Source organism: Clostridium tunisiense TJ, from assembly GCF_000300195.1.
Classification (GTDB): Bacteria; Bacillota; Clostridia; order Clostridiales; family Clostridiaceae; genus Clostridium_J; species Clostridium_J tunisiense.
Window position 1 is genome coordinate 53,306 of record NZ_AMQH01000016.1, and the last position, 21,202, is coordinate 74,507.

General features: G+C 31.5%; 19 protein-coding genes. 12 read left to right on the forward strand and 7 right to left on the reverse strand.

The window, feature by feature from the left end; translation table 11 throughout:
• Positions 1-12 precede the first annotated feature (12 nt).
• Positions 13-888, forward strand: a complete 876-nt coding sequence (locus tag C661_RS0116920; RefSeq protein WP_017416537.1) for a PHP domain-containing protein — start codon at positions 13-15, stop codon at positions 886-888.
• 459 nt (positions 889-1,347) lie between these two features.
• On the opposite strand, the gene C661_RS0116925 is transcribed toward C661_RS0116920, so the two are convergent.
• From C661_RS0116925 to C661_RS0116935, 3 genes are all read right to left on the reverse strand, one after another.
• The gene (locus tag C661_RS0116925; RefSeq protein WP_017416538.1) at positions 1,348-1,791 is read right to left on the reverse strand and encodes a GNAT family N-acetyltransferase; all 444 of its coding nucleotides are present in this window, start codon (positions 1,789-1,791) and stop codon (positions 1,348-1,350) included.
• Positions 1,792-1,814: 23 nt separating this feature from the next.
• Complete coding sequence (gene fliB / locus C661_RS0116930) at positions 1,815-2,972, reverse strand: flagellin lysine-N-methylase (RefSeq protein WP_017416539.1); 1,158 nt, start codon at positions 2,970-2,972, stop codon at positions 1,815-1,817.
• Positions 2,973-3,109: 137 nt separating this feature from the next.
• A complete protein-coding gene (locus C661_RS0116935) occupies positions 3,110-3,397 on the reverse strand; it encodes a toxin-antitoxin system YwqK family antitoxin (RefSeq protein WP_017416540.1) in 288 nt (95 codons plus the stop codon).
• A gap of 310 nt (positions 3,398-3,707) precedes the next feature.
• Here C661_RS0116935 and C661_RS24460 point away from each other — a divergent pair, with 310 nt between their 5' ends.
• The 8 genes from C661_RS24460 (at position 3,708) to C661_RS22210 (ending at position 13,888) form a co-directional block, all read left to right on the forward strand.
• Positions 3,708-5,540, forward strand: coding sequence for an acyltransferase family protein (locus C661_RS24460; RefSeq protein WP_017416541.1), 1,833 nt, complete (start codon positions 3,708-3,710; stop codon positions 5,538-5,540).
• A gap of 225 nt (positions 5,541-5,765) precedes the next feature.
• Positions 5,766-6,332: a helix-turn-helix domain-containing protein gene (locus tag C661_RS22900; RefSeq protein WP_017416542.1), complete on the forward strand. Its 567-nt coding sequence runs from the start codon at positions 5,766-5,768 to the stop codon at positions 6,330-6,332.
• On the forward strand, positions 6,316-7,551 hold the full coding sequence (locus tag C661_RS0116950) for an MFS transporter (RefSeq protein ID WP_017416543.1): 1,236 nt from the start codon (positions 6,316-6,318) through the stop codon (positions 7,549-7,551). Before C661_RS22900 ends, C661_RS0116950 begins: the two co-directional genes overlap by 17 nt.
• A gap of 145 nt (positions 7,552-7,696) precedes the next feature.
• Entirely contained in the window at positions 7,697-9,013 is a 1,317-nt protein-coding gene (locus C661_RS0116960) for a GNAT family N-acetyltransferase (protein WP_017416545.1), read from the forward strand.
• Positions 9,014-9,116: 103 nt separating this feature from the next.
• Positions 9,117-10,274 (forward strand): PucR family transcriptional regulator, encoded by a 1,158-nt coding sequence (locus tag C661_RS0116965; RefSeq protein ID WP_017416546.1) that lies wholly within the window; start codon positions 9,117-9,119, stop codon positions 10,272-10,274.
• 281 nt (positions 10,275-10,555) lie between these two features.
• The gene (locus tag C661_RS0116970; protein WP_017416547.1) at positions 10,556-11,473 is read left to right on the forward strand and encodes a DMT family transporter; all 918 of its coding nucleotides are present in this window, start codon (positions 10,556-10,558) and stop codon (positions 11,471-11,473) included.
• Positions 11,474-11,818: 345 nt separating this feature from the next.
• Positions 11,819-12,442 (forward strand): TetR/AcrR family transcriptional regulator, encoded by a 624-nt coding sequence (locus C661_RS0116975; protein WP_017416548.1) that lies wholly within the window; start codon positions 11,819-11,821, stop codon positions 12,440-12,442.
• A 192-nt stretch (positions 12,443-12,634) separates the two neighbouring features.
• A complete protein-coding gene (locus tag C661_RS22210; protein WP_017416549.1) occupies positions 12,635-13,888 on the forward strand; it encodes a cation:proton antiporter in 1,254 nt (417 codons plus the stop codon).
• Positions 13,889-14,098: 210 nt separating this feature from the next.
• Here the strand turns inward: C661_RS22210 and C661_RS0116990 are convergent, their stop codons facing one another.
• Both C661_RS0116990 and C661_RS0116995 read right to left on the reverse strand, forming a co-directional pair.
• Positions 14,099-14,641: a GNAT family N-acetyltransferase gene (locus C661_RS0116990; protein WP_017416551.1), complete on the reverse strand. Its 543-nt coding sequence runs from the start codon at positions 14,639-14,641 to the stop codon at positions 14,099-14,101.
• 350 nt (positions 14,642-14,991) lie between these two features.
• Positions 14,992-15,516, reverse strand: coding sequence for a dihydrofolate reductase family protein (locus C661_RS0116995; RefSeq protein WP_017416552.1), 525 nt, complete (start codon positions 15,514-15,516; stop codon positions 14,992-14,994).
• 126 nt (positions 15,517-15,642) lie between these two features.
• Here C661_RS0116995 and C661_RS0117000 point away from each other — a divergent pair, with 126 nt between their 5' ends.
• The 3 genes from C661_RS0117000 (at position 15,643) to C661_RS23240 (ending at position 19,599) form a co-directional block, all read left to right on the forward strand.
• Positions 15,643-16,590, forward strand: coding sequence for a helix-turn-helix transcriptional regulator (locus C661_RS0117000; RefSeq protein ID WP_017416553.1), 948 nt, complete (start codon positions 15,643-15,645; stop codon positions 16,588-16,590).
• A gap of 225 nt (positions 16,591-16,815) precedes the next feature.
• Positions 16,816-17,625, forward strand: a complete 810-nt coding sequence (locus C661_RS0117005) for a ZIP family metal transporter (protein ID WP_026051103.1) — start codon at positions 16,816-16,818, stop codon at positions 17,623-17,625.
• Positions 17,626-17,910: 285 nt separating this feature from the next.
• Positions 17,911-19,599, forward strand: coding sequence for a YncE family protein (locus tag C661_RS23240; RefSeq protein WP_017416555.1), 1,689 nt, complete (start codon positions 17,911-17,913; stop codon positions 19,597-19,599).
• Between the two features lie 154 nt (positions 19,600-19,753).
• Here the strand turns inward: C661_RS23240 and C661_RS0117015 are convergent, their stop codons facing one another.
• Together C661_RS0117015 and C661_RS0117020 are read right to left on the reverse strand one after the other, a co-directional pair.
• Complete coding sequence (locus C661_RS0117015; RefSeq protein WP_017416556.1) at positions 19,754-20,119, reverse strand: hypothetical protein; 366 nt, start codon at positions 20,117-20,119, stop codon at positions 19,754-19,756.
• A 352-nt stretch (positions 20,120-20,471) separates the two neighbouring features.
• Positions 20,472-20,873, reverse strand: a complete 402-nt coding sequence (locus C661_RS0117020; protein ID WP_017416557.1) for a RidA family protein — start codon at positions 20,871-20,873, stop codon at positions 20,472-20,474.
• Positions 20,874-21,202 lie beyond the last annotated feature (329 nt).

Sequence of the window (21,202 nt, forward strand, 5' to 3'; positions counted from 1 at the left end):
GCTACAAAAACTATGATAGATTTACATATACATACCACAACTTCAGATGGTTCCGATGAACCTAAAGATATCCTTATTAAAGCACAACAACTTGACTTAAAATATATTTCCATTACAGATCACAACTCCCTTGGGGCTTATGAAAAGCTAAAAGATATTAATATTCATAACTACTTTCAAGGTAAGCTTATCCCAGGCTGTGAATTTTCAGCTGTGCATAATGGGAAACCAATCGAAATACTAGGTTATGGTATTGATTTTGATACAATAGCCTCATCGGGATTAATTTCAGATGCCAATTTTTATGAGAGGGAAAATGATTATCTAAAAAAATTAATTGAAATATGCAAAAATCTTAACCTTAAATATAGCAATAATTTATCAATTGATGGAAAGTATTTTGCAACACAAATCATTCATAATGATCTTAGAAAATATCCTGAAAATAAGAAGCATCTTGGCACGGAAGTCTATGAAAGCATGAATGTATTTTATAGAACTTGTATAAACAATGTAGAAAGTCCATTTTTCATTGATATGCTGAAGGATTGGTTCACAGTGGAAGAAGTTGCAGCTACTATAAAAAAGGCTGGTGGAAAGTCTTTTCTTGCGCACCTTTATGGATATTATGCAGATAACTATGAAGATTTTTTAAATTCAATAATATCCTTAAATGCTCTTGATGGAGTAGAATGTTATCATTCCCTTCATTCTATTGAAAAAACAAAACAATTGCTTAATTATTGCAAGGAGCATAACCTTTATGCCTGTGGTGGAAGTGATTATCATGGAAAGTTGAAGCCTAGTGTGAAAATGGGAGAAAGTATTATTGATACAAAGATACCTTTTGACATATTAAAGCCTTGGCTTCCAAGTAATGTTATATAAAAATTGACTTATTTTCTCCTTTACATATAGAGAAATTGCTTTAATCTCCATACAACGGTTTCCCCAAAGTGATTTATTTATATGTAGATGATAGCAATTAACTTTTATATGAGCCTACCCTATTTACTAAAAAGCTTCTATAAATGAATACATTAAAATTAACTAACAAAGCTATACTTTATTTTTGCAGTTAGCTACGCTTAAATCTATACAAATAAATACATAGCATGATGATACTATTTTCATAATGATTAAAAGAAAGCCCTAACCAAAATTGATTAGGACTTTTTTATTTTAAATTATTTACCTTTATTTTGAGTTAAAGTAATTCATAATTCTCACAGCAATAACTACTCTCACCTAAGAAGTTTTCTTTTTTATTCTTTTTTCAAGGCTCTCACCCTTCTTTGTGAGTATTATAAAATATGATGTTACGTCCTATGAAATAAGAAAATGTAATTACTTTCTTTGCATATATAAGGTATTCGGAAAGAACCCAAATTTCGAGTAAAACCTTATTGTGGATTCATTTTCCTGTGATACTGTTACCCCAATAACTTTACATTTCTTTTCATTCATCCATTCTATATGTTTATCTACAAGTTTCTTTCCTATTCCATTACCTCTGTAAGTTTCATCAACGTGAAGTGATTGTATCTCCCCCGCACCATCGATTGCCGTTGATATGCAATACCCAATATATTCGTCATTTCTTTTCGCAACAGATATTTTCATTGTATCCTTATTAAACACAGCAAAAGCTTTAATTCTCTCATCAAAGTTCATTGAGCGATATGATTCCTTAAAGTATTCTGAACTGTTCTCATGGTACTGTCTATTTTTTTCCCAAAGACCCTTAATTACTTCAATTTCATCATAAGTAATATCAATTATATTATTCATGATTATGCCCCCCTTAATTTTCTCTAATTCATAAGTATACTTAAAAGTTCTTCTAACTCAAACACTGGATTAGTTTTAAACACCTCTGCTAAGGCTTCTATATTTTCTTCTAAATGTTCAATGTCTTTGGAGTACATATGCATTATGTCTACTGCATCTTCCTCAGTAAGCTCTCCATTTTGTGTCCACCTAAATACAAACAATTCCTTAATCATTAAGTAGCTAACCACTGCTGTGTTTACCTTAGCAGCTGCATCATAATCAAAAACAGCTTTCATAAAGTATCTAAATACAAAATAAACTAATAGATTTTCAAACTTATATAAGTTATCTTCATAATACTGATTAAACTGTTTGTGTTTATCTAAATAGGATTCTTCTTCATTATCACTGTTCCAAAAGAAGTTTAAAACCTTCTCTAATCCCAAAGGGTCATTAGGGTTTATATGTTTTAATTCTTTAAAGACTTTAAGAAACTCCTTCATATTGTTATATTTAACTTCATCTTTACCTTTATACTTACCTAAGTTACTTATAACACCTTCTATAAAGTTCATATCTAAGTATTTCTCCATAACAGGTTTTATTCCCATTAAATTATCTTCATCTATTCCTTCTTGAACTTCATTAGTAAATTTAAGAACTAAAGAAATTCTATGCTCTAGCTTAATATTACGGTTTTGAAGAATATGAAAAATTACTTTTCTACATTGCAGAAGATTTATAAAAAGTAGAGCATCAATGTCATTATAAGAAGTGATTTCCTCCTGAATTTCACTGACTTCAAATTCCACTTTTTTATTATGTCTTAATATTAATCTTGCTGCTTCTGGACATGATAGTGATATTCCTATCTCACGAAGATTTCCGAATTCCTCTATATGTCTTGGGTACATTTTGCAGGTATAGCAAAGACTATCCTCTCCAAGTTCGGTATATAAATCACACATTTTATTTTCATTTAAAAAGGCACAGTTATCGCCTTTTAAAGTGAATATGTTTTCTCCCTCACGGTGGATTATCTCACTACGAAGCCTCTTTCCAAATTCACCCTTTGCTTTTTTATATTTTTTATAGGAATCCTCATCAATTACAACTTCCCACCCAGCACAACAGGTATCCTCGCACTGTGAAGCTATACATTTAAATTCTTTTAAATAATCTGGTACTCGAAGTTTCATTTTTTTACCTCTTACACTTGTATTTTAAATTAATACGTTTATTATGTTCAGGCACATTTAAAGTAGCTTTACCTTGAACTAAGACACCTTTGTATAAAAAGGAATCTTACATAAAATATCTTCTATATCTATGATACCTACAGTTCTTTTTTTCCCATTTTAGTGGTCTTATGCTTTTCTCCTTTAGCATTGTAGGTAATCCACTCACCTGTGGGTTCTCCATTTTCAAAATATCCTGAGCGTTTAATTGTGCCATCAGGTCGATACCATTCCCAATATCCCTCTGGCTGATTATTTACAATCTTACCCTTAGACCAAATGGTGTTACCCTTTGCATGGTATTTAATAGTATATCCATCTATCACTTCTAGTTTCTTTTCTTTAACACCATTGGGGTGAATCAGATCGCACTTTTCATTACTCATCTTTAATATTCCCCTTCCCTTATAAACATGAAACCTGATATTTCTTCTTTTATTATTCCAGATATGTTCTTATTCTTCAATATGAAGTTATAGAAAGTAAATTATATATATTAGTGGTAAGTAAAATAGTTGGACAATAGGATTATTTTACTTGATTTGCTAAATAAACTCATTTGTCCCCCTAAAATCTCAATTCTCATTTCGTATATTATAAATGGCTAATTTTTAAAACTTAACTAAAAAAATATAATCCTGTGGATATATATTTAGATAATATTTAAAGACAGCTAGTTAAGGAGATGATGTTTATATGTTGAAAAATATGCAGAATGGTCAGTATATCCCTGGCTTAGATGGACTTCGTGCTTTTGCAGTATTAGCAGTTATTGCTTACCACTTCCAATTAAGTTTTGCTATGGGTGGTTTCTTAGGGGTGGATGTGTTTTTTGTTATATCTGGTTATCTCATAACCTCAAAAATACTATCACAGTTAGAAAGTGGAGATAAATTTAGTTTACGAGAATTTTGGACTAGGCGAATTAGAAGATTGCTACCAGCCGTGTACACAATGATTACCACTACCTTTATCTGGGTAACACTTTTTAATAGGAAATTCATAACTACAGTTTTATCAGATGGACTCTCCTCTATTATCTACGGAAGTAACTGGTGGTTCATTTTTCACAAAGTTTCTTATTTTGATAGTTTTAATTCACCTTCTCCACTGAAAAACCTTTGGTCCTTAGCTATAGAAGAACAATTCTACATTATTTGGCCAGTTGTTTTATTAATAGGTCTTAAGTTCTTTAAAAATAAATTTAAGTTTGCTAACTTTGTCTTTATGATAGCTTTAGGTTCAGCAATACTTATGGGTATAATGTATAAACCAGGTTTGGATCCTAGCCGTGTATATTATGGCACAGATACTAGAGCTTTTGAATTGCTAATAGGTTGCTATATGGCTATGCTTTTTCCAATAAAAAAAGTTTTATCCTCTAAAACTAATACGAAAAAAATAAAAACCTTAAATATTACAAGTATGATTACCTTCACTGTGTTTACTCTCAGTGTAATCTTCGTCAATGAATATGAAAGCTTTTTATACAGAGGTGGTATGCTACTACTTAGCTTAAATGCAGCAATACTCACAGCTTGCATATGTAATCCTAAGAGCTACTTAGGTCACTTACTTTCCTGGAAGCCTCTAAGCTTAATTGGTAAAAGATCCTATGGACTTTATCTTTGGCATTATCCTATTATTATTTTAACTACACCAGCTTTTGAAACAGGAAATTATACTTACATTCGTATATTCCTCCAACTGCTTTTTACTTTTATTATTGCAGAGGTTTCTTACCAGTACATAGAAATACCTATACAAAAGTATGGGTTTAGGGAGTTTTATAAAAAACATAATCCAATTAATAAGTTAAAGTTTAATAAGTTGAAATTTAAAAAGATATCTTTTTCTAGAAGCCTTGCAATTACAGTAGTATTTTCTGTATTTATAATGGTTAACCTTTTTAGTTCAGTTATTGCAAGAGCTAAACAGCAAGCCTATGTAACTGAATTGCTTAAACCTGAAATCATTACAAAACATACAAAGGAATTCAAGGTAATTGAAGATCCAATTGTAACTGAAATTGCACAAATTGAGCCAATTTCTCCTGCTAGCACTAAATCTTATGATGAAGTACTAGCAATTGGCGATTCTGTGATGCTAGATATTGAGGAAAGTCTCCATAAAATACATAGTAACATCACCATAGACGGAAAAGTTGGAAGGCAACTCTTTCAAGCTATTGAACTTGCACCTACATATTCAGCCTTTAATGCTGCAAATAAAGCAGTAATTATAGGGCTGGGAACAAATGGTTATTTTACTGATAGCCAAATTAATACCTTACTTGATTCCTTTGATAAAGCTGATATTTACTTAGTAAACGTTCGTGTTCCACGTCAATGGGAAAAACAAGTTAACAACGCTTTGAGTAAAAAAACAGAAGAAAGAGATAATGTAACTTTGATTGATTGGTATTCTGCATCAACTAACCATGCTGAATATTTTGCATATGATGGTGTGCACCTTCAGCCTAAAGGAATTGAAGTTTTAACATCGCTTATAGAAGAAGCTATAGAGTAAAATATGAATTTGATATAGACTTCAGAGGTAAAACTAATCTAAATAATCCCCCTTTCCCTTCAGGATTGGGGGATTATTTTTGCTTCTAACTCTAATACTTATTGTCGAAAGTATTATTCAGAAAATTTCAAATTAACTGTTTACAATGCTATCCTTTACGCATACAATAAAAATATATTACTCGATAAAATTTATTTTATCGATAAAATTTATTTGAGGTGAATTATGCGAAAAGAAAAAGTACTAAGCACATTAGAAGAAATAAAGGTGATTTCCGACCCTTTCAGATTTAAGATACTAGTTTTATTTAATAAAGAAAGTGGATCTTTAACAGTAAAGCAAATGGCAGTGAAGCTACAGGAAGTACCTTCAAAGGTCCACTATCATGTGAAGGAACTAGAGAGAATCGGAGTTTTAGAAATTGTTGAAACAAAAGAAAAAGGTGGCATTATAGAGAAGTTCTATCTTCCAACAGCAGAAATATTTAAAGTAAAAAAAGATATTGGGATACTTGAGGAAGACGAATATGAAAAAGCAAGTGAAAACTTGATTTCCATAATGCATGAAGATTTTTTAGAATCAATGAAAAGTAAAACTAAAGGCGAAAAGAAACAATTAAACTATGGATTAACTTACTTAACAGATGAGGAAGTAGAAGAGCTTACTGAGCTTATTACTGGGTATATGAAAGATAAGGAACAAAGAGAGAATGCGAGAGCCTATATGTTTGGCTATGCATTGTTTAGAAAGCATGATGTTGAGGGGGATATGGAGAATGGAAGCGAGTGTTGAAGTAACTAAAAAGAGTGGGTTTATAGTTTTAAAAGATTATCCTGATTTTTTAAAGGTTTGGATAGGTAGGACAATATCTAGGTTTGGAGATGCCCTAGATGGGATAGCCTTTATGTGGCTTATGTATAAACTTACAGGATCTACACTTTTGATGGGGTCAGTAATGGCAGTTAGTGCTATTCCTTCTTTATTTGGAATGGCTGCAGGAGTTTTTGTGGATAGAATGGATAAAAAGAAGGTAATGGTGTTAATGGACTTCCTTAGAGGAATTTCTACAGCCATAATTGCAATTTTATTCATAGTAGATAGCTTACAGGTGTGGCAACTTTTTGCCTTTGCCTTTTTTAATTCAATTTGTGAGGTATTCTCCTCCCCTGCCCGTTCAAGTGCAATGCAGGTATTAATTAAAAAAGAACACTACCTAACAGCAAATTCCTTAAGCCAAGCCTCTGGGGCTATTGCTGAAATCTTAGGTATGGGAATTGCTGCTGCCATAATCGGGCTTTGGGGCGTAGGGATTGCAATTTTAATAGATGCAGCAACCTTTATAATATCAGGTATAACTGCTTTAATTGCGAATATAGAAAAGGTTATAAGCAGTACTGAGAAGCTTAATTTTTCTAAGTTTTTTTCAGAACTCTTTGAAGGCTTAAAGGTTATAAAAACAAATTCACTAATTTTTATTAATATGCTAATTGGTGCAGCTATAAACATACTTTTGGCACCTTTTAATGTGCTTATGCCAGTGTATTCAGATAAAATCTTAAATTCTGGAGAACAAGGCTACAGCGTAATGGGAATAGCTATAATGGTAGGAACAGTACTTGGTTCACTTATTGTTGGTCAAATAGGTCATAAATTTAAGAAAAGTACTGTTATAATAGCTGGTTTCTTAGTTTTTGCTGGAAGTATTATAGCACTTGGCTTTGTTAATACCTTACTTTTAGCTGTAATCTTTAGTGCTCTCATGGGAGCTTGTCTACCTATAATTTCTGCAACAGGTATGTCTGTAATACAAACTCATACCCCAAAAGAAAAAATGGGAAGAGTTATTTCCACCATGCAAACTATTGGATTGATTGGAATGCCAGTGGGCTTTGCTGCCTCAGGAATTATAGGCGAAAGTCTAAATGTTCAGTATACCTTCATAGCCATTGGAGTAATTATGTTTATTATTTGCTTGCTCCCTCTTTTTAATAAGGAGTTTAGAAGCAATTAAGAATACTTTGATTAATAAAATGAAGATAATGGGAGAGTTTTATAAAAATTTTCTTTGAAAGCTCTAGGTCAAATGGTAGAATTATACATATGTGGACTTTTTAAAGAGTCTACCCAATGCTGGTTTAATATATGGGGGGATACATATGATAATTAAAACTACCTACGGAAAACCAATATATGACTTTTTAAATAAAAATAAAATTATTAATCTTAACCTAATTGGTTTTTTAGAAAATGTACCTGATGCTGAAGTTTATGTTGATAATGAAGTCAATCCTACAGGAGTTGTAGCAAGAAAGGATTATTTTAGCAGCTTATACACTGAAAATGATGATTTTCTTAATGAAGTTCTTGATACCTTGTATAAAGAGGATGGCTTTTATGGATTCAGAGCAGTACACAGACCTATAGCTGAAAAAATAAGAAGTAAATTTCTGGTTAATTGGGAAAGCTTAAATGCACTTTATTATTATCCTAATAAAGAAGTTGATTTAAGTAGAATTAAAAATCAAGTGAGACCAATTGATATAAAAGATGCAGAGATTATAAACCATTACTACACCTACAAAGACGAGATAAGCCTTGACAAAATAAAAGACGATATTGAAAATAGACCTTCTTCTGCCATATATGTTGATGGTGACATTGCTTCCTGGGTACTTATACACAACGATAATTCAATGGGTATTATGTATACTAAGGAAGAATACAGAGGAAGAGACTATGCAGAACAGGTTACCCTTGACCTTACTAACAAGATATTAAAATCAGGTCATGTGCCCTTCCTTACAATTGTAGATGGAAACAGCATGTCACCAGGCCTTGCAAAAAAATGTGGATTTATACATGAAGGAGTTTACACCGATTGGTTTGGAATAATTTCTGGAACCCCTAAAGTGTTTATAGAATGGCATGATGAATGTGATAAAAAATTCCAAGAAGCTACTAAAGCTTTGAGAGAAGATTTGCCAGCTATCACTGAAGAGTCCCACTGCTTGTATATTCTTAATGGAAATGAAAGTGGCTCCATAGAAATTTCTGAAGATTTCAAAACTGAAGTTGCTGACACCATGGAGAAAAAGCATATTTGGTGTACAACCCTTGCAGAAGGATTAGATATCAATGTTGATAGAAGAAGTGAATTCCTTGAAAAATTAATGGAAATTGTATCTAATGAGGATTATGAATTTAGGTTGATTTTAGGAACTATTAATGGGAAACCAGTTTCTACCGCTGCCTTTTTAAGATTATATGATGATCTTTGCGGTATATATCTGGTTTCAACAACTGAAAAAGCTCATAAGGATGAGTTTGTTGGAGTGACCTTAACACAAGCACTTAAAAAGGTAAAAGAGCATGATATGTATTTATGTTTTGTTAATTCAGTTGAATCAGAATTGGAGCTATACAATAAAGTTGGCTTTATTTGCTGTGATTACAGAAAAAATAATAAATTATAGGTGCTATTATATACCTGTTAAGGTAGTAGTATTCAGTGTGTTGCTGTAACCTGAACACCTAATTGATTTACTTCAAAGCTTCTATTGGAAAGGAGAATTTTACATGGCTATAACTATAATTGAAGCAACAAAACTAGAAACCTTTAAAAACTTTAGATTAATTTCAGGCATTAGCGGACTAAACAGACAAGTTGAAAAAGTTGGCATACTTGATTGGGAATTCTTCTCCAAATCAGAGTGGGTCTTTAATAAAGGGGAATTTGTCCTTACTAGTCTTTTATTTGCAAGGGATAATCCAGAGTTTATATTGGAAGCTGTTAAAGAATTAATTAAAGATGGTGCCAGTGGTTTAGCCTTCAAGAATATTTATTATAAGGATCTCCCTATGGAGGTTATAGATTATTCAAATAAAAATTCCTTTCCTATATTTATCTTTGATAATAGTGTTTATTTTGAAGATATTATTACAGAGGTAATGGATAAAATACGATTTTCAGAAAATCATGAACTAATGGAATCCAAAATTGATATTCTTATTAAAAAGAGCCTAAATAAAACCACAGTAAAGGAAATAGCCTTAGAGATTAACAGCAGCTTTAAAGAAAACTTTTTTGTGCTTTATTGCAAAAATATAAAATATATTCATAGCGATGGCATAATAAGTTCTATTGAGAGCCTAAAAAGAAAAAAGAAAATTGGACTTCACAGCACTGCTTTGAAATACAGAAATGGGCTGTTGATTATTTTTACTGAGGATAGGATAGAGCTAAAAAACTTTAAAAACAGTGTAGATCATCTGATAAATACTCTTGGCATTAAGGCTCCAGATTACTATATTGGAGTAAGTAGCCTCCACTACACCCTTGTGGAACTAGATCAAGGAATAAAGGAAAGCCTTTTTGCTCAAAAAACTGGTGAGGTTTCCACTCTATCCTTTAATTATTTTAATGACATTGGAATTTTCAGCATCCTTATGCCCTTTGTAGATGAGACTTGGATGCAAGGCTTTTACAATAGAATAATACATCCTATTAAAAGTTATGATGAAAAATACAATACTGAGCTCTTTCCTACAGCCATAAAATATATTGAAAATGACGGAAAAATAATTGAAACTGCAAATACTTTATTTTTGCATAAAAACACAATTAGATATAGAATCGGTAAAATAAAAGAACTGTTAAACATGGAGGATTGTGAAGGAAGCTTCTATGAGCAGCTGTCAATAGCAGTAAAGTTGTATAAGATATATAACCTGTAGACTGAAGTGAAAAACTCTAAGGTATTCGAAAATAAATAATAAGCCAAATATGTGAAGGATTACTTCATACTAACTCTAAAATCTTAAAAGCTCTAAAGAACCTATAGAATAAAAATACTTCTAAGGTTCTTTTTATATTTCCAACTTTATAAAAATACAATTGTACAAAGTACAAAAATTCATTATTATATTTATATTTTGTACAAATAAATTCAAGTAAAAAAAATGGTATGATTAAAGTAACGAATAAAAAATCTTAGTGTAATGAAGGAGATGATTAAATGAATAATAAAAGATTAGTTGCTAACCTGCTTCTAATTCTTACCGCTGCAATTTGGGGCTTTGCCTTTGTTGCACAAAGAGTAGGTTCCCAATTTGTAGGAGCCTTCACCTTCAACGGAATTAGGTTTGCTCTTGGAGCTCTATCATTAATACCTTTAATTATTTTTTTAGATAAAAGAAAAGAAAATAGTGAGGAAAGTACAGAAAAACCAAATTTAAAAGCCACGTTACTCCCTGGAATATTGGTGGGTTTGATTTTATATGCTGGTGCAACCCTTCAACAAGTGGGACTTTTCTATACAACAGTAGGTAACGCAAGCTTTATAACAGGGCTTTACATGGTGTTCGTTCCAATTATAGGCATATTTTTAAAACATAAAATTGGTAAAAACTCCTGGGTTGGAGTTATCCTTGCAATTATAGGACTTTATCTTTTAAGTATAAATGAAAATTTCAGCATAAGCTATGGTGACCTTCTTGAGGTTATAGGTGCAATTTTCTGGGCTGTACACATATTGGCAATAGACAACTTTACCAAACGAGTAAATCCTTTAAAGCTTTCCTTTATTCAGTTTGCAACTTGCTCTATTTTGAGTCTTATAACTGCTTTCATATTTGAAGATATAACAATCAGTGGTATTTCAAGTGCTTTTATACCTATAATTTACGGTGGTCTTCTTTCAGTAGGAGTAGCTTATACCCTTCAGGTAGTAGCACAAAAGGATGCTAAACCTTCTCATGCTGCAATTATATTAAGTATGGAATCGGTTTTTGGTGCAATTGGTGGTGCAGTTCTTCTTGGAGAGAGCATGAGTGGTAGAGGCTATCTTGGCTGTGCTCTTATCCTTGCAGGAATACTTGTATCACAGATAAAATTTTCTCCAGAAAAAGTAATGGTCAGTGAGGCCGTAGATTAAAAAACTCTTTAGCTGGCAAATATTTATAATTGAGAAATCCCTCATCTACTGCTAAATCTTACTATGGAGTACTAGATATAAAAGAAAATATAAGTTTAAAATAAACTATAAAACACCGTGGAAAATAACTTTTTTACTATAGTTAAGATACAAAACCACCACATTAAGTTCATGCTTAATGTGGTGGTTTATTAATTTAAATTTATCATTAGGTGATACAGTATAGGGTTAAAGGTGAGAATTTATAATATTCATCTTTCAAAATCCTTCCACCAGAAATCATTGACCACATGGTTTGTTTTTGATAAAATAAAAACAGACTACATGGTTTGAAAGGTGATGTATATGAATAGAGAAGAAAAAAATGAATTGAGTAAAGAAAAAATAATCAATGGCTGCATTAAAGAATTTGGTACTAATGAGTATGTAGCTGCATCCTTAAACAATGTATGTAAAACCAATAATATCTCTAAAGGGTTATTGTTTCATTACTACAAGAATAAAGAAGAATTATTTTTAATTTGTGCTGAGAAATGCTTTGAGGAACTAAGCAAGTATTTGGAAGAAAATTTTCAGTGGCAAGGCAGAGGAATAGATGTGGAACTAAATAATTATTTAAATAAGAGATTAGAGTTTTTTAAAGAAAATAGTTATTATAACCAAATCTTTATATCTGCAGTATTCAATCCGCCAGAGGGTTTAGAGGATGATATAAAAAACTTAAAAAAGGTACTAGATGATACAAATAAAAAATTTTTAAATAGAATTCTTGAGGATAGTCAGCTAAAGGACAATATAGATAAGGACAATGCTCTAAATATGATTTTAGAATTCGGTAATTATCTTCAACTAAAATTTAAATCTATATATAAAGAAAGAAAAGATAATTACGCTGATGTTATAGCCCAGCAGGATAAAGCTTTTAGTCATATGTTAAATATAATTTTATATGGAATTATTAGACTCTGAAAATAAATAACAAGTCGAAGATGTGAAGACTATTTTGTGTTCACAAGCAGGCTTGTGCTGACAAGGAAACAGGTTCCGCAGATAGTGGAGCTATCAAAGGGTTTTGTTGACGCAGTATAGCACAAAATAGACGATCAGATTGACTTACTTATTTTTTGAAGATGCCTTAAATAAAACTTTGGAGGAAAGACTATGTTAAAACAAGTAATTTTATTAATTGTCTTTGTGTTTATGGCAATTTTTGTTGGTAAGCTTGTGGCAAAAGTTAAATTACCTGCAATTTTAGGGTGGTTAATCACAGGTATGATCATCGGCCCCTATGCCCTTGGATTTATGAGTAATGATATGATGAATAAACCTTGGTTTCATATTCTAATAAACCTTGGGGAAGTTGCAGTAGGTCTTATGATAGGAACTGAGCTTATCTGGAAGGACTTAAAGGAGTCTGGTAAACAGATATTAGTTATTTGCTTTACAGAAGCTCTAGGAGCCTTCCTTGTTGTAACCCTTGCCTTTGGGCTTTTATTTGTTTTTATGGATATTCCCTTTTATTTAGCCTTTATTTTTGGTGCAATTGCTTTAGCAACAGCTCCTGCCCCTTCTCTATCAATTATAAATGAATATAAAGCTAAAGGACCTGTAACCAAGACTTTAATACCTTTAGCAGCACTAGATGACGTTATTGGCTTATTAGTATTCTTTATTGTAATGGGGATAGTTACTAAACTAGTTTCCGACACAAGTTTTCCTATATATTTTGTGCCATTAATGATTTTGCTCCCTATTGTTGTGGGAACAATTGCTGGCTTTATATCAGGAAAAGCTCTAAAAAAAGAAAGTAATAGAAAAAGTACAACAATAATTGCTTTAAGTTGTATACTAGGAACTGCAGCAGTGGGCATCTTTATAAATAACTATATACTTCCTTCTCCAGTTATGAACTTAATGCTCGTTGGAGTAACTTTCTCTGCAGTATTTTCTAATATGATTTCGAAGAAAAGGTTAAGTGAGGTAATGGAGGCTGTTAATCCAATCATAGCTATAGCTATGATTATAGTTATATTAAACCTTGGAGCACCGCTAGATTATCATTTAATAATAGGAGCTGGTTTATTTACAGCAGTTTATATAATTTCTCGTGCCATAGGAAAAATTGGTGGTTCTTACTTTGGAGCTGTTAAAAGTAATGCCCCTGATACGGTAAAAAAATATTTAGGATTAACTCTTTTACCCCACTCAGGAGTATCCTTAATTTTCACTGGAATAGCTGTGAACACCTTAATAGGACCTGCACCAGAATATGCTGAAATTATTCAGGGTACTATAGCTGCTGCAGCTGTTATAAACGAAATTTTTGCTGTTATTCTAGCAAAGCAAGGCTTTAAATATGCGGGGGAATTAGGAGAATCCGTAGAATACAAAGATGAAATAGTCACTGACAATTAAATGTCAGTGATTTTTTTGCAAGAAAATAACCCTAGTCATTTTGATTAGGGCTATTTATAATCAAAGAGTATCATTTTTGCAAGTATGTTTTTGGTAATATCTAGTTCTTATTTGAAACTCTTTAGAAGCTCCTGCAATTTCACAATTTTTTCTTTTATAAAGATACAACTCTTACATCCAATGAACTAAATATAAACAATTTCTAACTATCTATTTGCTATTAAATTTACCATAGAGTAATGCTCCATAGTATTGATCTTCTATATAAAAATGATCTTTTAAATTTCCCTCTAGCTCAAATCCGTCCTTTTCTAATATTTTAGCAGAGCCAATGTTTGCATCTATTACAGTAGCGTGTAGTTTATGTAGTTTAAGCGATTCAAAGGCAAAATCACTCACTAAGGATAGACTATCTGAACCATATCCTTTGCCCCAGTGGTTCTTATGAAAAACATAACCAATTTCAGCTTTATTTGCTATTTTATCAAAATTAAATAACATTACTGTGCCTATAACTTCATCTGTGGATTTTAAAGCAACAGATGCGTATAGATGAGTATCAGCTTCCTCACGTTTTATCATAGTTCTAACAAATTCAGTAGTTTCCTCAAGGGACTTCATTAAATTCCAACCAATATACTTCTTAACTTCCTTATCTGATGCATAATCATGTACTTTATGAGCATCTTCTGTATTTAAGGGTTTAAAGTAAATGCTTTTACCCACCAATGAATGAAATAATTCTTTATTCATTATTATTCTCCTTATCTATTTAATATTATCTATGGTGTTATCACTTATATAATTACTATTATTTATTTTTTATTAGAAAAAAGCAATCTTCTTAGTAAAATTCATTATATAGGAAACCAAAAATTAAACTTAACTTATACATCAGTCCTACCCTGGTTCCCTTAAGTGTTTATAGATATGAACTTCATTTATAATGAACAAGTTAAAACTCCACCATAGATCCCTATAATATACGTATTAATAAGTAATTTAGTTATACTTTTTAAAAAAACTCTTGCCTAATTCTAATAGACAAGAGTTTTTTAGTATATTCACATACCATAGCTAATTAAGTGAAGTTTGAAAACCTCCTAGACCTTGCTGTATCTTAAAATAACAATACCATTGTCCGTAATGTACTCATCCAAATGTAATCTTATTGTTGGATTGTTTCCTAAAAATAGTGGTCTTCCTTTGCCTAATATTATAGGAATTATGCCAATGATATATTCGTCGATAATGTCTGCTTTAATAAAGCTATCAACAACAACTCCACCACCATACAAATATATGTCTTTGCCTTCCTTCATTCTTTCCTCTTCAATTACCTTACATATATCTCCACTTATAAAGTGAAGATTGTCGTGATTTTCCATATTTTCTGTGGTTGCTATATATACTTTTTTACTGCTATAATCTTTGTGCATATTTTGATCATAACAATTTTTACCCATAATTACAGTATCCACTTCTTCTACAAACTTTTCAAAGTCATACTTTTTTTCAGTATTTAATGTATCATCACCATCTCCTACTATCCAATCATATCCACCATCTTCCGAAGCTATATAACCATCAAGACTCACTGCTAAATTTAAAATTATTTTTCTCTTCATTATAAATTCCTCCCCTATTTGAGTATTGTATTTTTAGTTTTACAATAATAACTATTATCCTTTGATTCATAACTTATTATACGTTATAATAGTTGACATCCTATGTCATATAATTGGAGGAAATTTATGAGAGCAGACAGATTAATTTCTATATTAATGTTACTACAAATACATAAAAAGTTAACTGCTTCTGAGTTATCAAAAAGACTTGAGGTATCTGTTAGAACTATTTACAGAGACATTGATACCCTTAGTGGTATTGGAGTTCCAATAGTAGCTGATAAAGGCATAAATGGAGGAATTAAACTTATTGGAGACTACAAAACTTCTATTACTGGAATAAATAAAAATGAACTTTTCTCTTTATTTCTTCCAACTGGGGATAAAATTTTAGAGGATTTAGGTAAGGAAAAGCTTAAAGACTCTACAATTCTAAAGATTTTAGGAGACTCTTCCTCAGATGAACTAAAAGAATTTGAAAACCTTCAAAACTATATTTATGTAGATATGAATACTTGGAACGAGCCTAGCACTATCTTAAATACAGATATTCTTTCTGTGTTACAAAATGCTATCTGGAATTCCAACACATTAAAAATATTATACAGAAAAAAAGATGCAGTAAAAGAAGTAGAACTAAATCCACTGGGATTAGTTTGTAAACGGGGCACTTGGTATTTAGTTGCAATAAATAATGAGATTATTAAAACCTATAAAGTTACTTCTATTGAGTCAGCTTTGCTAACGCTCAATACCTTTAATAGGCCAGATAACTTTAATTTAAAGAGTTACTGGATAGATTCTACAAAAAGCTTTAAAAGCTTAATTCCAAAATTTACTTTTACTTTTAAAATTAATCCCAAGATATTAAACAATATTAAGGAAAGACAATTTATAACTATATCTGAAATCTTACAAAAGGATGACAATACTTATCTTATAATTAAATTCGATTCCCTTTGGCAAGGTGTAGAATTTGCCTTTGGATATGGTAAGTCAATAGAAATAATTGAGCCAATTGAGGCTATCTCTGAAATTAGAAAAAAAGCTGAAGAAGTTCTTGAGTTGTACTAAAACTGAGATTACAACAAACAATCGATCATTTATTATTTCTATATATAAAAATTCTTTAAGCAATGATTTTCTACTGAATATTTAATAAGTATAATTAATTGATAATTATTATTGATTAAATAAGAATTTTTTGGTAAACTATTTATATAGAATAGATATATATATTAATAGGTAGTGATTATTTTTAATGGAATAATATTTTTTTAGTTTGGAGGTTTTTTTATGATTAATTGGTTTACTGGACTAGACCCAGTGGTTCAAGCACTTCTAGCAACACTTTTCACCTGGTTTGTAACTGCATTAGGGGCAGCCTTAGTTTTTGTTTTTAAGACTATCAATAAAAAAGTACTTAATGGAATGTTAGGCTTTGCGGCTGGGGTTATGATTGCCGCAAGTTTTTGGTCTTTATTAGAACCCTCTATTGAAATGGCAGAGCAATCAGGTACTCCTGCTTGGTTACCTGCAGTTGTTGGTTTTCTAGCTGGAGGGGCTTTCCTATGGACTGTAGATAAAGTAATGCCCCATCTTCATAGTGGAACCCCCACTGATAAGGCGGAAGGTGTAAAGACTGGTTGGCAAAGAAGCGTTTTATTGGTACTTGCAATCACCCTTCACAACATTCCTGAGGGATTAGCAGTAGGAGTAGCTTTTGGAGCAGTAGCTGCAAATTTACCATCAGCTTCTCTAGCTGGTGCAATAGCATTGGCTCTTGGAATAGGACTTCAAAATTTCCCAGAAGGAGCAGCAGTTTCTATACCTCTTAGAAGAGAAGGATTGTCTAGAACTAAAAGCTTTTTATACGGGCAATCATCAGGGATTGTTGAACCTATAGCTGGTGTAATTGGTGCATTTGCAGTTATTGGAATGAAATCTATACTTCCATATGCATTATCCTTTGCTGCAGGAGCAATGATATATGTAGTAGTTGAAGAATTGATACCAGAATCACAGTTAGAGAGAAAATCTGATATAGCTACAATAGGAGCCATGATTGGATTTGCTGTGATGATGTTTTTAGATGTAGCTTTAGGATAATTAAAAGGAATTAAGGATACCAATCCTTAATTCTTTTTTTTGCAAAAATAATCCCTTTTTCTAATGACCTTACTTATTTAAAACTAAAAAAAAAGCTTTATAATATTCTTTGATGTTTCATGATTTACTACTGATTTGTTAATGCAATTACTCCTTATATAAGTCCATAAATTACCTATAACTTTTTATAGTCTATAACTACTGAAACTATTAACTTATTGCTATGTCCAAGCATATATAATAGTAAGAAAATAAATTCAGGCAAAAATATAGGAGATGATTAGTATGCCTACATTTGCTTATGTGGCAAATGATAATAATAAAGTTTCAGTTATAGATACAAGTAACAATACAGTGATAAATACTATACCTGTTTTATCTCCTGATAATATTGTAAAAGCTATTGCAATAACTCCAGATGGTAGGTATCTTTATGTAACAAATCTTTATAATGTGGTAGCTGTTATTGACACCTGCTCTAATACTGTTGTAACAACTATAACTGTTGGGGATTTTCCCTCAGGTATAGCAGTAACCCCAGATGGTAGGTATGTTTATGTGGCAAATTCCGGCCTTGCAACTTCTACTTCAGGCACTGTTTCTGTAATAGACACAAATACAAATTTAGTTATAGCCACCATACCTGTTGGTAGAGATCCTGTTGGAGTTGCAATAACTCCAGATGGAAACTTCGTTTACATTACTAATGCAAAATCAGATAATGTTTCTGTGATAGACACTGCTACAAATACAGTAGTAACCACCATTGCTGTGGGAGATTTTCCTCAAGGTATAGCAATAACCCCAAATGGTAACTTTGCTTATGTGGCAAACCAAGGTCAAAGTTCTTTATCTAATACAGTATCTGTAATAAATTTAAGTACTAATACAGTAATAACAACTATCACCGTTGGACTTGGACCTACTAATGTAGCTATAACTCCAAATGGGAATTTTGTTTATGTTACAAATGTTGGTGATAATACGGTGTCTGTTATAGATGTAGGAGCAAATACAGTGATAAAGAGTATTCCTGTTGGTCCCTGCCCTTTTGGCATAGCAATAACACCTGATGGAGGCTTTGCTTATGTGACAAGAGCCTGTGATAACAAGGTAGCAGTGATAGCTACAAACACCAATACAGTAGTGGATACTATTACTGTTGGCAATCTTCCTCTTGGAGTAGCTATAGGAAATATTAACTTTCCTTGCCCAGCTCCATTAGATAGAATGTGTATAGAGACAACCAGAATCTTTGATTCCTGCATGTTTGATATGGAAAAAACAATAAAAATTCCAGTTTCAAATAAGATCCAAGGGCTTCAATGTGAGGTTTTAGAAACTAAATGTTCTATATTGAATGTAACTAAAATAGATGAACAGCAGAATTTAGTTGACGTTAAATTGCAAATAAAAGTAGTTCTTCGCATAACAAATAACGGTTGTAATAACAGCTGTTTTAAAAAAGTAATAGATTTTCATAAGAATGTTACCCTTATGCTACCTGAAGGTGGAGATTTAAGCTGTGAAATTAATAATGCAACTTGTGGTTGTAGTGAAGTTAGTGAAGGCACAAGAATATGCTGTAATAATAATTCAGACTGCACTGTTAAAGTAACTGCAACAGTTAAATCTAAAAAGCTTGTTCAAGTTGAAGTACCATTTTTAAGAAGCTGTGAATCAAAACAATGCTCTTCTAATGGGGGAATAAAAATAGTACCTGGTAGAAGCTATCCATTACCCAGTGTACCTTCAGAGATAAACAGCATTAAGTTCCTTGCAAAGACAGACACAGGTATGACTTCTCAGGTTGTAGTACTTCTTAATGGCCAACCTTTAACTTTTGTAGCTGTAACTGAGGAACTAAAACCCTATAAACTAGATTTACCTGGTGGTCCTTACCCTGCCCAAAATCTATCACTTAAAAATCTAGGAACCTCGAATATCTATATTCGTAATTTAACTACCAAATAACTTTCACAGCCTAAAATATTATAATTCAAAGAACTAGCAGGAACCAACTAACATCTGTAGATATAAATTGTAATCAATAAAAATGTCAAAGCACCCTAGGAAATACCTTAGCCTGGGGTGCTTTATTGTGGTGACTTCTTATGAAAACTAAGATTTAATTTCTTTTACTAAGTTCCTCTTCTATTAATGCTTTTGAAATATACATAGCTTTTATTATTTTCTTTAAGCGGGTATGATGATAGGTTCCCTCTTGAAACTTTTGGTGTGCTTTTTCACATTTACTCATAAGAGAAGTTACAGGGGGTAATGCTTCTCTTAGCTCTTCTTTTGTATATTTGTCTACAATATTTTCTTCCCCTATTAAGGCTTTTGAAATATACAAGGCTTTTATCCTATTCCTAAGGAGTGTGTGTTGAGAAGTACCCTCTGGAAACTTTGGATGTATTTTTTCACTTTCATTTATGGCTGAAGCTATAGCTTCTAAGGCTTCTTTCAATTCTTCTCTGTTATCTTTCTCCATGCTTTTCACCTCAAAATCTACTTTTTACTTATTAAATACTGTATTCTTCATATCAAAATTGTTTTTTTCATTATAGCACACTACTAAAACCTTGGTGCCACAGTGGAGGGTTTAATATATTATCTACCTAATGAAAAATCTAATTTTCAGGCTATGTGGTTCTACTCAAGCTTAAAGTTGCAACCTTCTCAGATTATAAAAAAATACCGTAAGATCCATTTATGAACTGTCTACTCTAAAGAGAGCATATCATTATGGATAGTACGGTATTTTTATATTACTTTATTACTGTTTTATATTATAAAAAGATGTTTTGATCTTCATTAAATTTTAAAAAGAGTGATAGCAAATATTAGCCAGCAGCCCAAACTTCAATCTCTATTTTTAGAGAGGTCAAGCCTAAAGCAGAAACATAAGAAATTGTCATTGATGGATAATCCCTTTGAAAAAAATCATCCCAAATAGAATCAAAATATACCCAATCAATTTCTTCTGTTGCCAATATATTAACTTTAATAACATTACTTGAACTTAAGTTTTCTGTTTTAAGAATAGTATCTATGTTTTTAATTGTATTTTTTACTTGTTCATTCATGTCTAAAGGAATATGATCATTGGAGTCAATTCCTATTTGTCCTGAAAAAACAAATAAATCAGCATCCTTTGATACCCTCGTTACATGACTATAATGTCCTACAGGTTCAGGAACTGGTTCCGGATTATATCTTACTACTAGCTTTTCTTTATTATTCATTTTAAATGTCTCCTCTAAAATTATTATTTTATCATTAACTTATAAAAAAGGGCGCACTTACCCCTTGAATAATAAATTTTAGAAAAAAACAGCAGTAGAATACCCTATGCCAAATGAAAGACTATATAGTGATCTTTTTTTCATAAGATATTCCTCCTTTAAAATAATTTTGTATCCTAATTTATCCTATCATTTACATTAATTATTGTCAATTTTTCTTATTTAATCTCATGTTATTTATACTATTTAAATACGCCAATCTCATTAGTTTAACTTGCTGAAGTTATAATTGGTTATAAATAAAAGTACTTATTTATAAAAAGTACCTT